The sequence below is a fragment of the Corallococcus caeni genome (genome assembly GCF_036245865.1).
GTDB lineage: Bacteria > Myxococcota > Myxococcia > Myxococcales > Myxococcaceae > Corallococcus > Corallococcus caeni.
This window is the reverse complement of record NZ_BTTW01000003.1, coordinates 775,101-793,522: the sequence shown is the minus strand read 5'-3', so window position 1 is coordinate 793,522 and position 18,422 is coordinate 775,101. Positions and strand designations below refer to the sequence as shown.

Annotated in this window: 16 protein-coding genes; 3 read left to right on the top strand and 13 right to left on the bottom strand. The window is 72.5% G+C overall.

Features of this window, described 5'->3' with window-relative positions; all coding sequences use genetic code 11:
• Window positions 1-157 precede the first annotated feature (157 nt).
• The gene (locus AABA78_RS17420) at window positions 158-562 is read right to left on the bottom strand and encodes a lysylphosphatidylglycerol synthase domain-containing protein (protein WP_338264160.1); all 405 of its coding nucleotides are present in this window, start codon (window positions 560-562) and stop codon (window positions 158-160) included.
• Window positions 563-826: 264 nt separating this feature from the next.
• Here AABA78_RS17420 and AABA78_RS17415 point away from each other — a divergent pair, with 264 nt between their 5' ends.
• Window positions 827-1,249, top strand: coding sequence for a CBS domain-containing protein (locus AABA78_RS17415; protein ID WP_338264159.1), 423 nt, complete (start codon window positions 827-829; stop codon window positions 1,247-1,249).
• 197 nt (window positions 1,250-1,446) lie between these two features.
• On the opposite strand, the gene AABA78_RS17410 is transcribed toward AABA78_RS17415, so the two are convergent.
• From AABA78_RS17410 to AABA78_RS17395, 4 genes are all read right to left on the bottom strand, one after another.
• Window positions 1,447-2,406 (bottom strand): lysylphosphatidylglycerol synthase transmembrane domain-containing protein, encoded by a 960-nt coding sequence (locus AABA78_RS17410; RefSeq protein WP_338264158.1) that lies wholly within the window; start codon window positions 2,404-2,406, stop codon window positions 1,447-1,449.
• Between the two features lie 74 nt (window positions 2,407-2,480).
• The gene (locus tag AABA78_RS17405; RefSeq protein ID WP_338264157.1) at window positions 2,481-2,972 is read right to left on the bottom strand and encodes an Hsp20/alpha crystallin family protein; all 492 of its coding nucleotides are present in this window, start codon (window positions 2,970-2,972) and stop codon (window positions 2,481-2,483) included.
• A 162-nt stretch (window positions 2,973-3,134) separates the two neighbouring features.
• A complete protein-coding gene (locus AABA78_RS17400) occupies window positions 3,135-3,839 on the bottom strand; it encodes a phosphoribosyltransferase (RefSeq protein WP_338264156.1) in 705 nt (234 codons plus the stop codon).
• Between the two features lie 65 nt (window positions 3,840-3,904).
• Entirely contained in the window at window positions 3,905-4,609 is a 705-nt protein-coding gene (locus AABA78_RS17395; RefSeq protein WP_338264155.1) for a TVP38/TMEM64 family protein, read from the bottom strand.
• Window positions 4,610-4,774: 165 nt separating this feature from the next.
• Here AABA78_RS17395 and AABA78_RS17390 point away from each other — a divergent pair, with 165 nt between their 5' ends.
• The gene (locus AABA78_RS17390) at window positions 4,775-5,866 is read left to right on the top strand and encodes a hypothetical protein (RefSeq protein WP_338264154.1); all 1,092 of its coding nucleotides are present in this window, start codon (window positions 4,775-4,777) and stop codon (window positions 5,864-5,866) included.
• 18 nt (window positions 5,867-5,884) lie between these two features.
• Here AABA78_RS17390 and AABA78_RS17385 read toward each other — a convergent pair whose 3' ends face one another.
• From AABA78_RS17385 to AABA78_RS17355, 7 genes are all read right to left on the bottom strand, one after another.
• Window positions 5,885-7,042, bottom strand: coding sequence for an ABC transporter permease (locus AABA78_RS17385; protein WP_338264153.1), 1,158 nt, complete (start codon window positions 7,040-7,042; stop codon window positions 5,885-5,887).
• Between the two features lie 3 nt (window positions 7,043-7,045).
• On the bottom strand, window positions 7,046-8,212 hold the full coding sequence (locus tag AABA78_RS17380) for an ABC transporter permease (protein ID WP_338264152.1): 1,167 nt from the start codon (window positions 8,210-8,212) through the stop codon (window positions 7,046-7,048).
• Window positions 8,209-8,907 carry an ABC transporter ATP-binding protein gene (locus AABA78_RS17375; RefSeq protein WP_338264151.1) on the bottom strand — a complete coding sequence of 233 codons (699 nt, stop codon included), beginning with the start codon at window positions 8,905-8,907 and terminating at the stop codon, window positions 8,209-8,211. The genes AABA78_RS17380 and AABA78_RS17375 overlap by 4 nt, the downstream gene beginning before the upstream one ends.
• On the bottom strand, window positions 8,904-10,142 hold the full coding sequence (locus AABA78_RS17370; protein WP_338264150.1) for an efflux RND transporter periplasmic adaptor subunit: 1,239 nt from the start codon (window positions 10,140-10,142) through the stop codon (window positions 8,904-8,906). Before AABA78_RS17370 ends, AABA78_RS17375 begins: the two co-directional genes overlap by 4 nt.
• Window positions 10,143-10,240: 98 nt before the next feature.
• The gene (gene fdhF, locus AABA78_RS17365) at window positions 10,241-12,904 is read right to left on the bottom strand and encodes a formate dehydrogenase subunit alpha (RefSeq protein ID WP_338264149.1); all 2,664 of its coding nucleotides are present in this window, start codon (window positions 12,902-12,904) and stop codon (window positions 10,241-10,243) included.
• Entirely contained in the window at window positions 12,892-14,361 is a 1,470-nt protein-coding gene (locus tag AABA78_RS17360) for a complex I 51 kDa subunit family protein (RefSeq protein ID WP_338264148.1), read from the bottom strand. Before AABA78_RS17360 ends, fdhF begins: the two co-directional genes overlap by 13 nt.
• A gap of 137 nt (window positions 14,362-14,498) precedes the next feature.
• Window positions 14,499-16,940: a penicillin acylase family protein gene (locus AABA78_RS17355; RefSeq protein ID WP_338264147.1), complete on the bottom strand. Its 2,442-nt coding sequence runs from the start codon at window positions 16,938-16,940 to the stop codon at window positions 14,499-14,501.
• A 126-nt stretch (window positions 16,941-17,066) separates the two neighbouring features.
• Here AABA78_RS17355 and AABA78_RS17350 point away from each other — a divergent pair, with 126 nt between their 5' ends.
• The gene (locus AABA78_RS17350) at window positions 17,067-17,429 is read left to right on the top strand and encodes a YciI family protein (protein ID WP_338264146.1); all 363 of its coding nucleotides are present in this window, start codon (window positions 17,067-17,069) and stop codon (window positions 17,427-17,429) included.
• A gap of 61 nt (window positions 17,430-17,490) precedes the next feature.
• Here the strand turns inward: AABA78_RS17350 and AABA78_RS17345 are convergent, their stop codons facing one another.
• Window positions 17,491-18,246 carry a DUF5953 family protein gene (locus AABA78_RS17345; RefSeq protein ID WP_338264145.1) on the bottom strand — a complete coding sequence of 252 codons (756 nt, stop codon included), beginning with the start codon at window positions 18,244-18,246 and terminating at the stop codon, window positions 17,491-17,493.
• Window positions 18,247-18,422 lie beyond the last annotated feature (176 nt).

Sequence of the window (18,422 nt, the reverse complement as noted above, 5' to 3'; positions counted from 1 at the left end):
ACGAGCGCTCCGCGACAAGGGCGGCCGGGGATACTGAGCCCGGGAAGATGCGCGGGCCATCACCCGGAAAGCGGTGCTGCCGTTGCTTGCTGGACGAACACCCCTGCGACAAGGCAACCGCCATCGCGGGCGAGCCGCACGCAGTCGTCAGGCGCTGTCACTCGCGGAGCACGCCCCGGGAGAGCCAGAGGCCCGGCAGCAGGGGGAGGTAGAAGCTGAAGCCGCGGAACAGCACCGTCGCGGAGAGCGCCGCGCCGCTGATGCCCGCGGAGGGGAGGGCCTGGTCGACGAAAAGTTTCGCGAAGCTCATCGTGTAGAGGGCACCCAGGGGCACGTGGAAGCGCGTCCGCCGCAACACCGCGCGCCACACCGCGGACTGGGACAGGTACGTCGCCGCCTGGAGCAGCACGGCGACGAACAGCCACGCAGGGGCGGACTGCTTCAGCAGGGGCGCGAACTCACGCTCGTCGGAGGCGCGCGCCACCACCAGGATGAGCGCGGCCAGCAGGGCCAGCAGGGCCAGCCCGAAGCCCCAGCCACGTCGCGCAGGAGCGTCAGCCAACAGCCCTTCGGGCTCCGGGCTCGCGGAGGGCACGGGCCCGGTCCGGAGGCTGCGCCGCCGCCACACTCACTCCGCCTCGCGCCGCGCGTCGCCGTCCAACAACGTGCCCGGGAAGGAGACGAGGGCTTCGCGGTCACCAGGGGGAGGAGCTGTGCTCGCCGCTCCGCTCTGCCCTGCGGGGTTGCATCCCTCCGGGGCGGTGCGCTGCTTTCCTGGGAGGAGGACGTGCGCGGGACACCCTCGCCATGCGTCCTGGGAGGCTCCATGTCGCTCGCGAGGTTCTGCCGCAAGACGGTGGCCGTCATCCTGCCCGGGCAGAGCGTGGCCGAGGCCGCGCAGCGGATGCGGGATCAGCACGTGGGGGCGTTGGTGGTCGTCCAGGACGACCTGCGCCCGGTGGGCGTGCTGACCGACCGGGACATCGTCACCCGGCTGGTGGCGGAACGCAGGGACGCCACGGCCGTCGCCATCTCGGACGTCATGTCGCGGGCGCCTGCGGTGATGCGCGTGGAGGATACGCTCGACCAGACGCTCTTCGCCTTCCGGAAGCAGGGCGTGCGCCGCCTGCCCATCGTCGATGGGCAGGGGCGCGTGGCAGGGCTGGTGTCGCTCGACGACCTGCTGGTGCTGCTGTCCGCGGAGCTGGACCAGACGGCCGCCGCCGTGCGTGAGAACCAGGGACCTTGAGCTGCCTGTCGCTTCGGCACGGCCGGGCCCGCGTCGGTGGAGCGGGGGACGGCCCGGGGGCTACGGCCCGAGGCGTTTGCGCAAGAGGTGGAAGGCCGCTACGCCGAAGAGGATGCCATGGAGCCCGGGCAAGCATCGGCGGCCGAACGCCGAGCGGTCCGCCTGGGTGATCCGATGTCTTTCGCTATCTCCGCGTGTCACTCGCGAAGCACTCCCCGCGAGAGCCAGAGGCCCGGCAGCAGGGGGAGGTAGAAGCTGAAGCCGCGGAACAGCACCGTCGCGGAGAGCGCCGCGGCCAGGGGCACGCCCATCAGCGTCAGCGCACCGGTGGAGGCGGCCTCGAAGGTGCCCAGGCCTCCGGGGATGACGCCCAGAACCCGCGCCAGCGCCGACAGCATGAAGGCGGTGAAGACGTGGGTGGGCGCCGCGTCCACGCCAATGGCACGCAGCAGGGTCCAGAGCGTCGCCGCGTCGAGCAGGTGGATGATGAAGTTGAAGACAGTCGCCTCGGTCAGCACGCGGGCGCTGTGCGCCAGCTCCGGCGGGGCTTCGGAAAGGGCGTGCAGCAGCGTCCTCGCTCCCGGGATCCTCGCGAAGCCCCGGGGCGGCCGGTGGTCCCCGTCGCCCCGGGACAGGCGCAGGAGGAAGACGATGAGCGCGCCGCTGAGCGCGATGAGCACCGCCGTGGCCATCCACACCAGCCGCCGCGCCTCGCCAATGAAGTCCTCCATGCCCAGCGCGACGAGCAGCGCCAGGATGAGCGCGGTGTAGTTGGTCATCGTCTCCACCACCACGCAGGCCATCACCGGCCCCCGCGCCACCCCGCGCCGCTCCAGGCCGTGGACGATGAGCGCCGCGCCGCTGATGCCCGCGGAGGGGAGGGCCTGGTCGACGAAGAGCTTCGCGAAGCTCATCGTGTAGAGGGCGCCCAGGGGCACGTGGAAGCGCGTCCGTCGCAACACCGCGCGCCACACCGCGGACTGGGACAGGTACGTCGCCGCCTGGAGCAGCACGGCGACGAACAGCCACGCGGGGGCGGACTGCTTCAGCAGGCGCGCGAACTCACGCTCGTCGGAGGCGCGCGCCACCACCAGGATGAGCGCGGCCAGCAGGGCCAGCCCGAAGCCCCAGCCCCGCCAGCCCTGCCGGGCCGCCACTTCAGGCAGCCCACCTCCCGCCCCCACCCCGAGGGCCGCGAGCCGGCCGCGCCTGACACGCGGCCGGACTCCACTCACGCCTTGCCCTTGGCCCCGCCCCCGCCAATCTGGATGCGCTTGGACTGGGCCTCGGCGCGCTTGGGAATCCTCAGGACGAGCACGCCGTCCTTCAGCTCCGCGTTGACTCGATCCACGTCCACGCCCTCCGGGACGGTGAAGGATCGGCTGAAGCTGCCGTGGCTGCGCTCGTATGTGAAATAACGCTCGCCCTCCTCACGCTTCTCCTCGTCGCGCTTGCCGCTGATGATCAGCCGCTGCCCGGTGACGGAGACCTCCAGGTCCTCCTGCTTCACGCCCGGCAGGTCCGCCTTGAAGACATAGGCGTCCTTGGTCTCCTTCACGTCGAAGTCCGGCGCGAGCGACCAGCCCTCCTCGCCGCCCGGCATCATCTTGCGCAGCAGCGCCATGGGATCCGCCTGGAGCAACTCGTGCATCTGCGCGAACGGGTCCCACGACTGCTCACTGCGCGCGAGCTCCCGCGCGCGCCGGATGGGATGCATTGCCATGACTCATCACCTCGGTGGCGCCGGTCGCCGCGCGGGATGCACGGCGGACCCCAGCACCGGTGAAACGGTGGGGAGCCTCCGTCCGGGTGCAAGGCGGTGGGGCGGTCTCGCCGTGCGCCCGGTCCCCGCGCTGTCCCACCCTCGCGACGGGCCTCCCCGTGCTCATCTCGGAGGTGGACCGGGGTGGGCGGAGCCGGGAGGGGACGCGCGCCGGCGCTGCTCGAAGGTGCTCCGCGCCAGCGTCAGCAGGTCCACCACCTCCTCGTCGGGCACCTGCCGGAAGTCCAGGTACCACTGGCCAATCGAGAACAGCGACAGCGTGGAGAACGGGCACACCACGTCATCCACCAGCGGCCTCAGCGCGTTGAGCGTCAGGGTCTGCGCCACGGGGACGGCGAGGACGATGCGCCCGGGCTTCCGCGCGCGCAGCGCCTGGAGGGCCGCCCAGACGGTGGCGCCGGTCGCGATGCAGTCATCGACGAGGAGGATGCGCTGTCCCTCCACGCGCGGCGGCGGCGCGCCCTGGCGGAAGCGCGCCACGCGCTCCTCCACCTCCTCGGTCTTCTGGCGGATGGGCCCGCGGAGGTCGTCTTCCGTGACGTCCACCTCGTCCATCCGCTTGCGGTCGAGGAAGACGACGCCTCCCTCCGCCACCGCCCCCAGGCCCAGCTCCGGGTAGTTCGGAGCGCCCACCTTGCGCACCACGCAGACGTCCAGGGGAGCGCCCAGCGCCGACGCCACCTCGTAGGCGACGGGGACCCCGCCCCGTGGCAGCCCCACGACGACGGTGTCCTCGCCCGTGTACCCGGCCTCCAGCAGCCTTCGCGCGAGCCGCCGGCCCGCGTCCACCCGGTCCTCGAAATACATGGTGTGCCCCCCTCGCTCAGGAGAAGCACGGCCGGGAGGTCTGTCCACCCGCCGGGCCGCCGCCGTCAGCCGGACGGCGGCCGCGCGCCGAGCCGCTTGCGCAGCAGGTGGAAGGCGAGCAGGCCGGCGAGGATGCCGGCCGCGCCCAGGCCCAGCAGCGCGGGCGTGCGCCGCGCCAGGACGCTGGCCCCCAGGTAGACAGTGCCCACCGCGTAGGGCAGCTCCGCCAGGGCGAGCACGGCCAGGTAGCGACGCAGGCCATAGCGCGCCAGCCCGAGCACGTAGCCCGGGATCTCGGAGGGGACGGCGAGCTGGAAGAGGAGCACCACGCCGAAGGGCGTGCGCCGGGAGACGCGCTCCTCGTAGCGGGCGAGCAGGCTGGCGGAGGTGAGCCGGCGGATGACGGGCCTGCCCCAGGCGCGGGCGATGCCGTACGCGCACGCGCCGCCCAGCATCCAGCCCACCCAGAGCAGCAGCGCGCAGACCGCCTTTCCCCAGGCCTGGAGCGCCACCGGCAGCAGCAGCGCGCTGGAGAAGAAGGCCAGCATCGCGGACAGGGCGGAGAGCAGGACGAAGAGCACCGCGCCCCAGAAGGGATGCGCGGAGATGACGGGCGCGGCCGCGTCGAGCACCCGGCGCAGCTGGGACTGGAACGCCTCCGAGGACGTGAGCAACGCGAGGCCCGCGAGCAGCAACCCCAGCAGGAGCGCCCGGCCCCACATGGCCGGGAGCCCGCGACGCGAGTCCTGGGGCTGGGGCGAGGCGTTCATGGGCTCCAGGTCCTTGCGCCCGGAGCGGCAATCTGGGGAAGGCGCCCGGAGCGGCAAGCCGTGCCCGGGCGTGGCACGGCTTCCACTGGCGGACAGTGCACCCGGGGGGATGCCGGCCCTGGTGTATGCTTCGCGCCCCAAGCGCATCCCGCTGGAGGTCCGCCCTTGATCAGCTCCCTCATCCGCCAGGTCGTCAGCACGGTCCAGACGGCGGTCACGAAGCCTCCGGTGGCCCCGCCCGCGCCGCCGCCCACCGCCGCCCCCTACTTCCAGGACGGCCTGGAGCAGGCGAAGGCCCGCCCCGTGGACCTCAGCGGCTTCGGGAAGACGCCGTCGGCCGCGGCTCCCGCGAGCGTGGACTCCCCCCTGACGAAGGCGAGCAGCGGGGAGAAGATCGGCCCGGAGTTCATCCACCTGGACGCGGGGTGGACGCCCCAGGGCCAGGGCTACGACGCCAAACGCGGCGAAGTGCTCACGACCTACTACAACGACGACCACCGGGTGCTGCTGTCCGTGCAGGACAAGGACTCGGGCAAGGAGACGCACCAGGCCGTGCTCGGCGGGCCGCCGCCGGCGGGTCCGCCTGGCCACGGAGGCGGCGTGTCGACGGACGGCGACCACGTCTACGTCTCCGACACGGACCACATCTACGTCTACACGCGCGAAGAGATTGAAGCGGCCCAGAACGAGTGCCGCGAGGCCATGCCCTCCCAGGTCATGGATGTCCCCAAGCCCGAGGGGCTGACGGATCCCGCCACCGGCATCGGGCTCGTGTCCTCCGGCAGCTACATGACCATCAAGGACGGCTACGCGTACATCGGTGGCTACAGCCCGGACGGCGATGGCAAGGCGGGCGCCGTCTGGCGCTACAAGCTCGACGAGAAGACCGGCGCGCTCATCGAGGACTCGCGCGAGGGCCCCATCCGCGCGCCGGACCGCGCGCAGGGGATGACCATCGTCGACGGCGGCATCCTCTTCACCACGGGCGACCAGAAGCTCGTCTACCAGCCGTTCACGTCCACGGAGGACACCTTCTCCGCGGACATCGACAAGCGGGTGGACATCGGCAACGGGCTCATCGACCCGTACGCCCAGGGCATCAACGTCATCGACGGCGAGCTGTGGGTCACCTACGAGAGCGGCTCGCACAAGTACCGCGACAACGTGGACGAGCCCCGGGAGCACATCCAGCGCATCCCGCTGGAGGACCTGGACCTCGCGGCGGGCTGCCTCACCGCGGAGCAGCTGGAAGGCTGAGGCCTTCCGTCCCGCCGCTCAGGCGCGCAGCGCGTCCAGGATGGAGAGGCGCGAGGCGCGCAGCGCGGGCAGCAGCCCTCCCAGCAGCCCCATCGCCGTGCCGAACAGCAGCGCGCCCAGCAGGATGGCGGGGGTGGGGGAGAAGCCGAAGCTCACCGCCGCGAAGGTCTGGAAGTTGAGCGTGCGGATGTGGATCCACCGCGTGGCCAGCGCCCCCAGCGCGCCCAGCACGCCGCCGGCCGTGCCCAGCATTGCGGACTCCACGACCACGCTGGCCAGCACGCTGCGCCGCCGGAAGCCCACCGCGCGCAGCATCCCCAGCTCCGCGACGCGCGTCGCGACCTGGGCGTACATGGTGATCATCGCCCCCAGCACCGCGCCCAGGCTGAAGACGAAGGACACGAAGAGGCCCAGCACGCGGATGAAGGCGGCCAGCCCGCTGGCCTGATCCGCCCAGTACGTCGGCTCCGGCCTGGCCTCCAGGGTGAAGCGCGGGTTGGCCTCCACGCGCTTGACGAAGGCGTCCACGTCCGCGGGCGAGCGCAGCCGCACCACCGCGGAGCTGAAGTCGTCGCGCCCGAAGGCCGTGCCCAGGCGCAGGGCGTCCGCCCACACCTCGGATTCGAAGGCGCCCCCCCGGGCTGCGAAGACGCCCACCACCGGCCAGCGCTGCTGGGCGAACCGCAGCTCCCCGCCCAACGTGGCCTCCGGCGAGGTGCCCACGAGCGAGCGGCCCAGCACCACCTCGTTGGTGCCCGGCCGGGGCCTGCGCCCGGAGACGAGCTGGACCTCCGGCCGCGCCGCGAAGCTCTCCGCGCTGATGCCGCGCGCGGACGTGTTCATCGCCTGCGTGCGGCCGCTGGGCAGCGTCAGCAGCACCACCCGCTCCCCGGACACCAGCGGCGTGCCGTCCGGCCCGGAGGCCACCTGCGGGTCCGTGGTGAGGATGCGCACCGCGTCCCGCTCCATGCCGCTGACCAGCTCGCTGGTGGCCCCCTTGCGCAGCACGACGACGTTGGACGGGTCCCCGCCGGAGGCGAGCGCGGACTCGATGCCGTTGGCCAGCATCAGCACCGCGGCGAAGACGAAGACGACCAGCCCCAGCCCCACCACCGTGAGGCCGGTGGACAGCCGGCGCGCCCACAGGCTGCGGGCATTGTAGAAGAGCGGCACCATGGCTCAGGCCACCTTCCGCAGGCCTTCCGCCACCGGCAGCCGCACCGCGCGCAGGGCCGGCCCCACGCCCGCCAGCAGGGCCACCATCACCGCCGCGAGCGCGGACACCCAGAGCGTGTGCCCGCGCGTGAGGTGGTCCGGCATGGGGCCGAACCGCGAGGCGATGAGCTTCGCGAAGACGCCCACCAGCAGCGGCGCGGCCGTCGCGCCCAGCGCCGCGGAGCACAGGCCGATGACGGCGGACTCGGACAGCACCAACGCCACCACGGTGCGAGGGCGGAAGCCCATGGCGCGCAGGGTGGCGATGTCGCGGGTGCGCTCGCGCACACCCATGGCCAGCGTGTTGCCGATGACGAGCAGGATGATGAGCAGGATGACGGAGGACACCACCCGCACCGCGGTGACGATGGCCGAGGACATGGCCACGAAGCCCAGCTGGAAGGCCTTCTCGCTCTCGGTCTTCGTCGGGTAGGGGCTGTTGTCGAACAGGTGGTCGATGGCCGCCGCCACCCCCGCCGAGCGCGCCGGGTCATCCACGCGCACCGCGTAGATGCCCACCTGGTCCTTGCGCGCCTCCGTCAGCCGGTCGCTCTCGTTGAGGCAGCGGTAGCCGAACAACAGCGCGGTGGTGTCCACGCCGGGGCGCGCGCCGGTGTAGATGCCGCGCACGTTGAACGTCCAGTCACCGGGGTAGATCTGCCCCTTGAGCGTCACGCGGTCCCCGACCTTCCAGCCGAAGCGCCGTGCCAGCCGCTCCCCCACGAGCGCGCCGCACGGGTCGCCGCGGAAGGCGGCCAGCTGCTGAGGCGGGACGAGGTACTCCGGGAAGACGTCCAGGAAGGTGTGGGGGTCGATGGCGAAGTTGGCGAAGAAGTCCTTCTGCGTGTCGCCCAGCGTGCCGCCGAACCACTCCTGGTGCGTGACGGAGGTGACGCCCGGCAGCGCGGCGATGCGCGCGTAGTAGGACAGCGGCAGCGGCTGGGTGAAGGACACCTTGTTGCGCACGATGAGCCGGTCCACCTGCGCGGCCCGCGCGTTGTAATAGAACAGGTCGACGACGGTGCTCAGGAAGATGAAGGCCGTCACGCCCACCGCGCCCGCAAGGATGGTCAGCGTCAGCCGCAGCGGGTTGCGCAGCAGGTCCCGGCCCGCCAGTCCCACGTAGTTCACTGGAGCACCCCCTTGTCCAGGTGGTGCACGCGCCCGGCGCGCTCCGCGGCGTGCGGGTCGTGCGTCACCATGACCAGCGTCTTGTGCAGGTCCCGGTGGAGCACGCCGAAGAGGTCCAGCACGGCCTCCGCCGCCTTGCGGTCCAGGTCCCCCGTGGGCTCGTCCGCGATGATGAGGTCCGGGTCGGACACGATGGCGCGGGCGATGGCCACGCGCTGCTGCTCGCCGCCGGACAGCTGCGGCGGGCGGTGGCTCACGCGGTGGGTGAGGCCCACCAGCTCCAGCGCGGCGGCCACGTGCCGGCGCCGCTCCGCGCGCGTCAGCGGCGTGAGCAGCAGGGGCAGTTCCACGTTCTCCGCGGCGCTGAGCACCGGGATGAGGTTGTACAGCTGGAAGACGAAGCCCACGTGCGCGGCGCGCCAGTCGCTCAGCGCGCGGTCGTCCATCTGCCCCAGGTCGCGGCCGGCCACCTCGACGCTGCCGGTGGTGGGCTGGTCCAGCCCGGAGACGAGGTTGAGCAGCGTGGACTTGCCGGAGCCGGACGGCCCCATGAAGGCCTCGAAGGCGCCGGTGTCGATGGTCAGGTCCACCCCCGCCAGCACGGGCACCTCCACCGTGCCGCGCCGGTACGTCTTGGACACGCCCCGGAGGCGCACCATGGCGGGGGCCGGGACTGACAGGGCGTCCTGGCTCATCCGCCCCCCGTCTCCACCTTCACGCGCCGGCCGTCGCGCAGGCGCCTCGGGTCCGGCGCCACCACCACCTGCGTGCCCGCGCGGGGCCCCTGCGTCAGGGACACCTCGTCGCCCACGCGCTCGCCCACGCGCACCGGCTGGCGGGTGAGCCGCGCGTCCTTCACCACCCACACGGCGTCGCCCTTGCCGTCGTGCACCACCGCGCTGGCGGGCACGCGCGGAGGCTGGCCGTGGGCGTCCAGCTCGCCCGGGGGCAGCGGCTGGCGGAGGAAGGACACCTTGGCGCCCATGTCCGGCAGCGCGCCCTGGGGGACGGACTGGAAGCGCACCAGCACCGTGGCAGTGGCCTTGGAGCGGTCGATGGCGGGGCGCACCGTGGCCACCTGGCCGGGGAAGGCGCGCTCGGGCAGTGCGTCCAGGAAGATGAGCGTGGGCTGGCCGGTGTGGATGCGCGACAGCTGCTCCTCGCTGACCTCGGCCTCGACCTCCAGGGCCCGGAGGTCTACCAGCTCGACGATGCCGCCCAGGTTGGTGCCGGTGAGGGCGGCGGGCGCGAGCACCGCGCCCTCGTTCGCGAGCTTCTTCGACACGGTGCCGTCGAACGGCGCGCGCACCACGGTGTGCGCGAGCTGGAGGCGGGCCGCCTCACGCGCCCTGCGGGCGACGGCGAGCTGCGCCTTGGCCAGGTTGAGGGACTCCAGCGCGGCGCGGCCCGCGGTCTCCACGTCGAGCAGCTGGGCCCGGGCGACGGCGCCCTGCCTCGTGAGGTTGCGCGTGCGCTCGGTGGTGCGCTCGGCGTTGAGGGCCTGGGCCTGGGAGGCGCCGAGCCGGGCCTCGGCGGACCGCACCTCCGCCTCCGCGCGGTCCAGCACCACGCGGGCGTCCCGGTCATCCAGGCGGGCCATCACCTGCCCCTGCCGCACGGGCTCTCCCTCCTCCACGGTGACCTCCACGAGCTGCCCGGCGATGAGCGGCGCGATGACCGAGCGGCGCCGCGAGTCGACGTAGCCGGACGCGGACAGCTCCGTCTGCTGCTCCCCGGGGAGCGGCTCACGCACCTCCGCCACGCGCACGGTGGGCGCGCGGCGTGCCACCGCGGCCGCCACTGCGATGAGCACCGCGAGCAGCAGCGCCGCGGGGATGAGCCAGCGCAGCCTGCGCTGTCGCTTCAGGGGGGCGGCGGAGCGGTCGATGCGCAGCGCGCTCAGCGCGGTCTGGGACTGTGCGTCGCTCAAGGCTCCTCCCGGCCAGGACCCCGGGTCCTCGGGAATGAGGGTAGGGAGGCGGAGTGCGGGGTGCCACGAGCGGGGCGCCGCTCGCCGCCGCGCCTCCGCTACTCCGCGCGCTCCACGCGGACGGCCGTGACCTTGTAGTCGGGCGTATGGGTGTACCCGTCCTGATGCGGACCGGTGACGGCGTTGATGAAGACCTCCACCGTGTGGAAGGTGGTGAAGAGCTCCCCGGGGCGCAGCCCCTCGGCGCGGCGCATGGGCAGCACCGCCTCTCCGTAGCGGCTGCGCACCCGCACGCGCGCGCCGTCCTCCAGCCCCAGCCGCTCCGCGTCCGGTGCGGCCATGTCCAGCCAGTCGCCGGGCTGGAGCCGCGCGTTCGGCGTGCGAGACGTCATCGTCCCCGCGTTGAAGGCATACAGCCGCCGGCCCGTCATCAGCACGAAGGGGAAGTCCTCCGTGGGCGCTTCCGGAGAGGGCGCGTAGCCGATGCGGCGCAGCGCCGCCCTGGGCCCCAGGGCGAACGCCCCGGTGTGCAGCACCCGCGTGCCCGGGTGGCGCTCGTCGGGGCAGGGCCACTGGAGGCCGCCGTGCTCCAGGCGCGCGTAGGACAGGCCCGCGCCCGCGGGCCACACGCGCCGCACCTCGTCCCAGACCTCCTCCGGGGACTGGAAGGCGAAGCCCTCGGGGTGTCCCAGGGCGCGCGCCGCGCGGCAGAGGATCTCCCAGTCCGGAAGGCAGTCGCCCGTGGGCGGCAGGGACGCGCGCACCCGCTGCACGCGCCGCTCGCCGTTCATGAAGGTGCCGTCCTTCTCGAAGGAGGTGCACGCGGGCAGGAAGACGTGGCCCAGGGCGCGCGCCGTCTCGTTGAGGAACAGGTCCTGCACCACCAGCAGCTCCAGCCGCTCCAGCGCCTCGCGTGTGGTGTTCGCGTCCGGGTTGGTGAGCAGCACGTCGTAGCCAAAGGCCCACAGCGCGTGGAGCCGCCCGCCGCGCGCCGCCTCCATCATCCGCATCAGGTCCAGCCCCGGCGTGGAGGGCAGGGGCGCGCCCCAGGCCGCCTCGAAGCGCGCCCGGTGCTGCTCCAGGGGGACGTAGCCGGTGAGCTGTCCCGGCTCACAGCCCATGTGCGCGGAGCCCTGCACGTTGTTCTGGCCGCGCATCGGGTTGACGCCCATGCCCGGCCCGCCGAGGTTGCCCGTCAGCAGCGCCAGGTTCACCAGCGCCATGACCGTCTCGGTGCCCTGGACGTGCTCCGTCATGCCCAGCCCGTGCACCATCATGGACGGGCCGTGGGTGGCGTACAGGCGCGCCGCGTGGCGGAGGGCGTCCGCGTCCACGCCGCACAGCCGCGCGGCGTGCTCGGGCGTCCAGCCGTGGATGAAGGTGCGGAAGTCCTCCAGCGCGTCCACGCGCTCGCGCAGGAAGTCCTCGTCGCACAGCCCTTCGGCCACCACCACGTGGGCCAGCGCGTTGAGCAGCGGCACGTCCGTGCCGGCCCGGGGCTGGAGGTGCACGTCCGCGTAGCGCGCCAGCTCCGTGCGCCGCGAGTCGATGACGATGAGCTTCGCCCCCCTGAGCACCGCCTGCTTGATGCGCGCGCCGACGACAGGGTGGCACTCGGTGGTGTTGCTGCCGGCCACCAGCAGGGTGCGCGCGTGGTCCACGTCCTCGAAGGAGTTGGTGGACGCGCCCGTGCCCAGCATCTGCTTCAGCCCGGCGGCGCTGGGGGCGTGGCACACGCGGGCGCAGCAGTCCACGTTGTTCGTCCCCAGCACCACGCGGGCCAGCTTCTGCGCCAGGTAGTTCTCCTCGTTGGTGGCCCGCGCGGAGCCCAGCATCCCCACCGCGTCCGGGCCGTGCGCGTCCCGCAGGCTGCGCAGCCGCCGCGCGATGAAGCCCAGCGCCTCGTCCCAGGAGGCGCGCCGCCAGCCGCCCGCCTCGCGCAGGAGCGGCACGGTGACGCGGTCCGGTGCCGTCACGAAGTCGAAGGCGTAGCGGCCCTTGGAGCACAGGTGGCCCTGGTTGGACGGGCCCTCGCGCGAGGCGCGCACGGTGACGATGCGGCCCGCGCGCGTGCCCACGTCCATCTCGCAGCCCACGCCGCAGTAGGAGCAGGTCGTCCGCGTCCATGTCTCGGGCCAGCCCCGGTCCAGCAGCGTGCGGTCCTCCAGCGCGCCGGTGGGGCAGCTGTCCACGCACGCGCCGCAGGAAACACAGGAGCTCTCCTTCAGGCTGGGCCCGTCCGGGAGGATGCGCGTGTCCGCGCCCCGGTTCCACACGCGCCAGACGAACTGCCCCTGCACGTCGTCGCAGATGCGCACGCAGCGGTAGCAGTGGATGCACTGGGACATGTCCACGTGGATGTACGGGTGCGAGTCGTCCCGCAGCTCCGGCCGGTGCTCGCCGCGCGCCTCGCCGTCCAGGCCGTACTCGCGCAGCGCGCGGTGGAAGGGCTTGTCCGGATGGCGCGCCACCGCCTCGGCCGGGTACTCCGAGGCCAGCAGGCGCAGCAGCACCCGCCGCTGCGCCTCCACCCCGGGGCTGCGCGTGCGCACCACCATGCCCTCCACCAGCGGGGTGGTGCAGGCGGCCACCGGGCGCTCGTGGCCTTCGACCTCCACGATGCAGGTGCGGCACGCGCCCACGGGCGCCAGGCGTGAATCGTTGCAGAGCGCGGGGACGCCGACCCCCAGCGCCTCCAGCGCTTCCAGGACGGTGCCCGGCGCGCACTCGCGCGGCTGTCCGTCGATGGTCACCCGAAGCATGCCGCCACCTCCTCCCGGTAGTGGCGCAGCACGCTCCGGGCGAAGTCGCCCAGGCCCGTGCCGTGTCCGCACAGGCTGGTGAGGCGCAGCGCCTCGGCGACCTCCTCCCAGTCCGCCGCGCTGGAGCGGGGCGCGGTGCCGGCGTCCAGCACGCGCGCGAAGAGCTGCTCGACGTGCCGCGCCCCCAGGCGGCAGGGCGTGCACCTCCCGCACGACTCATACGCGCCGAAGGAGAAGACGTGGTGCACCAGTTCGGCGATGGACGTGTGCGTGTCGAAGGCCACCACGCCGCCATGGCCCACGGAGGCGCCCACCGCCTGGAGCTCGTCGAAGCCCAGCGGGGTGTCCAGCAGGTGCGGAGGGAGGATGCCCGCCAGCGGCCCCCCGATGAGGACGCCCTTCAGCGGCCCGGTCCTCAGCCCGCCTCCCAGCTCCTCCACCACGGTGCGCACCGGCGTGCCCAGCTCCACTTCGTAGAGCCCCGGGTGGTGGAAGAGGGAGTTGAGCGACAGCACCTTCGTGCCCCGGCTGCCCGGGACTCCCAGCGCGGCGTAGGCCTGGCCGCCATGCCGTGCGATCCACGGCAGGTTGGCGAGCGTCTCCACGTTCTGCACCAGCGTGGGTTGACCGAAGAGGCCCGCCTGGGCGGGGTAGGGAGGCCGGGCGCGCACGAAGGGCCGGCGTCCCTCCAGGGCGTTGAGCAGCGCCGTCTCCTCGCCACACAGGTAGCTGCCGCGGCCCACCTCGACGGAGACCTCACAGGAGAAGTCGCTGCCCAGGATGCGCGGCCCCAGCAGGCCCGCCCGGTGGGCCTCGTGTAGGGCCACGTGCAGGACGCAGGCGGCCAGCGGGTACTCCTTGCGCACGTAGACCGTTGCCCGGCGGGCCCCCACCGCGTACGCCGCCAGCAGCAGGCCCTCCAGCACGGCGTGGGGGTCCTCCTCCATCAGGAACCGGTCGATGTACGCGCCCGCGTCGCCCTCGTCCGCGTTGGCCACGACGTACTTCTCCTCGCCCGGAGCGGCGGCCACCGCGCGCAGCTTGCGTCCGGTGGGGAAGCCCGCGCCCCCTCGGCCGCGCAGCCCGGAGCGCTCCACCTGCGCGATGAAGGCCTCGGGCAGAGAGGACAGCGCCTGCTCCAGGGCCGCGTAGGCTCCCTGACGGGTGGCCTCCGGCAGGGCGCGCGCTCCGCCGCTGGCGACGCGCCCCAGCGTGATGGCGCGAGGGGCCCGCACGTGCACCTCCGGGCGGGCGTCCTCGCCGGTGATGGAGGGGGCGCGGTAGCACTGGCCCAGGCAGTAGACGCGGGTCTCGCCCGACGTGGCCTGCCGCCAGCGCGCGGGGTCGAGGTGCCGCGCGACGAAGCAGGCGGTGCCGTGACAGGCATGCGTCCCGAGCGGCCCCTGCCCGAGGTGGAAGAAGGTCTCGGCCTCCGGCGTGTGCTGTCCCGGCTTCATGCGCCGCCTCCCCCGGGACGGGCGCTGCACGGCGGCCCTCCCCGGTCGTCAGGGCAGGGAAGGGGACGGCGGGTTTCCATGACGGGTGCTCCCCCCTTTGGGCACGAAGGGCTCACCCACAACCTGTGCACGCGCCGCTATTGGAGCTTCGACGTGGCGTCGATGCGCAGCTCCGTCGTCGTGAGCGCCGGGTCCGCGAGGATGTCCGTTTTGTTGAAGAGCACGGGCCGGAAATGCTTGCCGGAGAAGAGGTCCGTCTGGTCCGCGAAGTGCGGGGAGGCCGGGTCGGCGGACTCCGCGTAGGAGAGGACCGCGTTCGCGCGCGGGCCGTCCTGCGTGAACTCCATCACCATCAGGAAGCTGGTCCCGAAGTCGACCAGGTAGCCCTCCGGCGTGAGCCCCGTGCCCGGGGAGAGCAGCGGACCCTGCGGCTGGGACTGCGGCAGCAGCGTCGCGTTCACGCCGGAATAGCCCACGACGTTGGTGACGCCCTCGAAGGCCGCGCCCCCATGCAGCGGCACCTTGCGGTCCCCCTTCCACGCGAACTGCACGTCCCCCAGCTTCGTTCCCACCGCGATGCCCGCCTTGCCCAGGAGCGCCACGGCCTCCGCCAGCTTCTGGTTCACCGGATCCACGCCAACCGCCGGGGCGGGCACCAGTCCGGCCGGCGTCACCGCCGCCCGGGCCGCGTCGAAGGGCTGCGCGAAGAGGGCGCCCTTGTCCACGAGGTCGGAGCGGCTGAAGCCGTTCAGGAACTCGCGCCAGACGATCGCGCCCTGGCGATCCAGCTCCAGGCGGCCGTCCCACGCAGCGATCAACCGGCACGCCTCCGTGATGTCCACTGGCGCGCCGTCGACGACGACCGGCCCCGCGCCCTGGCAGCGCTGCGCGACGGCCGCGCGCAGCTGCTCCGCCACCCAGGTCCGGTTGCTCAGGATGGCCTGCTCGGCCTCCTCGCGCGTGAAGCGCCCGTCGCTCCCGGACGCCGCGGCCTCGCCCTGCTCGGTGATGAGGGTGAGGTTCATGTGCGAGCGCGTGCTCATGCGGCCCCGCGTCCCGAAGATTTCGTAGAGGAAGGGCAGGTTGAGCAGGGGCTGGGCGGGGTTCGCGAACGTCGCCGGATCATTCGCGTTCATCACGAAGTCCGTCCGGGCGAGCTGCGGGATGACGGTCGTCGGCACCAGGCCTTGCGACTCGCCGTCCAGGCCCACCCATTCGTCGCGGGACGTGCTGCCATCCAGGAGGATGAGCCCCAGCGACGCGAACACCGGCGCGTCCGGCGTGGACTCGAGCGAGTCGCGGTAGGCCACGACGGTGTCGGGGCTCAGGAAGGGGACCCGGGACGCGTCCACGTAGCGCGTGTCGCCGGCCACGCTCGTCAGGAGCGTGTTCACCCAGGGCGCCCCGCGCACCGTGCGCTCCACGTCCGCCGCCTCGTTGAGGCTGCTCGCCTTGTTCAGGCGCAGCCAGTGCTCCGCGAACCGGTCGTTGTTCTCCGTGGCGTCGCGCGTCGTGTACGCGAGCTCCCCCGTCCAGTCCGCGCCGGGGCCCGCGAGCATGGGGCCGTAGTGGCTGCGCCAGAACGTGCGCGTCGCCTTCGTCATGCCGCCGTCGTCCCCGCGCACGTCGACGGTGACTGTCCGCGAGGTCATGCGGCGGATCGCGCCGTCGTAGACATACGCCGTGGGGTCGCCCGGCACGAGCTTGAGCCGGTACAGCGTCATGTGGCTCGACGCAGTCACGGTATGCGTCCACGCGAGGTCCCGGTTGAAGCCGATGTTGATGGCCGGCACGCCCAGCAGGGACACGCCGTACACGTCGAGCTTGCCGGGGATGGTCTGGTGGCTCTCGTGGAAGCGGAGGCTGCCCTCCCAGGGGAAGTGCGGGTTGGCGACGAGCATGCCCCGGCCGCTGGCGGTCTTCTCCCGGCCCAGCGCCCAGCCGTTGCTGCCCAGCGTGTCCTTGCGTCGCGGCAGCGCGAGCGGACGCGACGGGAGCCGCTGGCCTCCCGCCTCCACGCCCGGCGGCTGGGCGTTGCCCACGTAGCCGAGCAGCGGCACCAGCGTGTCGAACAGCGACAGGTCCAGGTGGTACGCCAGCAGGTCATACGCGCTGATGGGCTTCACCCAGGCCGCGCCACGGCACGGCGCGGGACGTTGATCCGCCGGCACGTCCTTGAGGTACTGGTTGTAGCCGGCGGCATAGCCCTGCACGAGGTCGCGCAGCTCCTGCGACTGCTCCGCGAAGGAGGCCTCGGCGCGGGTGCGCAGCGCGAGCCCCAGGTAGGTGAAGTCGCTCTCGAGGAAGGCGTCCCCGGGGCCCCGGCCCAGGTAGCGCGCGCGCTCGCCACGGACCTTGAGGAACTGATCCGCGAGGATGCAGACCGCGTCCTGCGCCTGCGCGTAGCCGATGCCCGCGCCCAGGCCGCGATACCCGTCCGCCTCGATGTGGGGGACGCCGTAGGCGGTGCGGTGGAGGGTGGCCTTGAGCGGGGAGGGCGCGGGTGGGTCGTCGTTCCGACAGCCGCCGGAGGCCGCCAGGGTCAGCAGCAGGGGAATGGAGAAGGGGGAGGTGCGCATGGGTCGTCAGCCTCGCAAGCAGGGCTGACAAGGTTATTCTTTTTAAGCCCGGTATTCATGGCCCTGCGGGTAGTGGCGGTCTCGTCAGACCGATGGCATAGGCTTGCGCCCAACAAGGAGCAGGCCATGTCGTACATGCTGGTGGTGATGCAGACCGGGGGTGGGAAGCCCCAGACGGTGGAGGAGAAGCGGGTGGCGGCGGAGCGCATGGAGCGGATGCTGAGCTTCGGCGCGGCGCTCCAGGCGCGAGGCATCCTCCAGGCGGCGGACTCGCTGCGTTCGGACGCGGAGGGCGTCCGGGTGGAGCGGCGCGACGGGAAGCTCAGCTTCAGCGACGGGCCGTTCACCGAGTCCAAGGAGATCATCGGCGGCTTCTTCCTGGTGGACGTGAAGACGCGCGAGGAGGCGCTGGAGCTGGCCACCCAGTGCCCCGCGGCGGAGTGGTCCACCGTCGAGGTCCGCCAGAGCGGGCCGTGCTTCGACGGGTAGCGTGCTCACCCATCTTGGGTGTCCACGTGACCAGGGCTCTCCACGAGTCCCCTGAGTGCATTCAAGGCGCTGCGCGTCCGCCGATCTCCGGAAAGCGCTCGTAGGCCCGCAGGAGCGCGTCCAGGTGGGCGGGGTTGTCCAGGTCGAGCGGCTCGGACGTCAGCTGCACGACCCACCCGCCCGTCGCTGTGCGCCGCGACCGTGATAGCAGCTCGGCGTCACGGGTCGGGTCCGGGAACCCGATGGCCTGCGCGGCCGCGGCAGACCAGTAGTTCAGCCACCCAAGGTAATAGGGAATCTCGGGCGCGCGGATGTGCTCGAAGAGTTTCAGGGCTGGCAGTCCCCTGCGTGGGGCGGGCGGCCCCTCCAGCGTGGGGGCCGTCTGAGACGCAATGTCCACCGCGGCGTCGTAGGGCGTCGCTCGGCCCCAGAGCGCACCCGCTCCTTCCGCCACGCCCTCGAGCACAGCCGCCGCTGACGTGATCACCGGCTCGTCCAGGGGCAGTTTTGCATGCACCTCGAACTGGGCTTGACCGCCTGCGCTGAAGAGTCCGTCTCTTTCCCTTCCCCAGACCGTCACGGGGTGACTCGGGTCCCCGTTGCACACCATGGGGAATCCGCCGTCCTCGATGCTTTCGATGAGCCACGCGTCACGCTGCGGTAGTGCGATGGGGCGCCCGCCCTTGGAGAGTCGACACTCCAGGCGCAACTCGGGAAGCGCTTTCTCGATTCCATGAACGCTATCGATTGCGCGGCGGTCTTTGCCCGCGAGCGCAGGCGCGTAGACAAGGACGGCAAGCTTCTTTCGCGGAGTCATCGTTTACACCCTGTGACGACAACATTCAGAGACTGATCCGCTTGCAGTAGCGCGTCTCTGTGCAATGGGGTGCTCACCCCAATTGCAAAATCATGGTCCGAGGCCTACGGCAGCGGCGTCAGCGGAGGCGACCGCGCATCGCCTCTCGGTGTCAGCGCAGGCCGAAAGAATGAGGA

Bases quoted from the DNA above. Each gene is read 5' to 3' on its own strand.
- AABA78_RS17415 (WP_338264159.1), top strand. From the start codon at position 827: ATGTCGCTCGCGAGGTTCTGCCGCAAGACGGTGGCCGTCATCCTGCCC.
- AABA78_RS17405 (WP_338264157.1), bottom strand. From the start codon at position 2,972: ATGGCAATGCATCCCATCCGGCGCGCGCGGGAGCTCGCGCGCAGTGAG.
- AABA78_RS17400 (WP_338264156.1), bottom strand. From the start codon at position 3,839: ATGTATTTCGAGGACCGGGTGGACGCGGGCCGGCGGCTCGCGCGAAGG.
- AABA78_RS17395 (WP_338264155.1), bottom strand. From the start codon at position 4,609: ATGAACGCCTCGCCCCAGCCCCAGGACTCGCGTCGCGGGCTCCCGGCC.
- AABA78_RS17385 (WP_338264153.1), bottom strand. From the start codon at position 7,042: ATGGTGCCGCTCTTCTACAATGCCCGCAGCCTGTGGGCGCGCCGGCTG.
- AABA78_RS17375 (WP_338264151.1), bottom strand. From the start codon at position 8,907: ATGAGCCAGGACGCCCTGTCAGTCCCGGCCCCCGCCATGGTGCGCCTC.
- fdhF (WP_338264149.1), bottom strand. From the start codon at position 12,904: ATGCTTCGGGTGACCATCGACGGACAGCCGCGCGAGTGCGCGCCGGGC.
- AABA78_RS17360 (WP_338264148.1), bottom strand. From the start codon at position 14,361: ATGAAGCCGGGACAGCACACGCCGGAGGCCGAGACCTTCTTCCACCTC.
- AABA78_RS17355 (WP_338264147.1), bottom strand. From the start codon at position 16,940: ATGCGCACCTCCCCCTTCTCCATTCCCCTGCTGCTGACCCTGGCGGCC.
- AABA78_RS17350 (WP_338264146.1), top strand. From the start codon at position 17,067: ATGTCGTACATGCTGGTGGTGATGCAGACCGGGGGTGGGAAGCCCCAG.
- AABA78_RS17345 (WP_338264145.1), bottom strand. From the start codon at position 18,246: ATGACTCCGCGAAAGAAGCTTGCCGTCCTTGTCTACGCGCCTGCGCTC.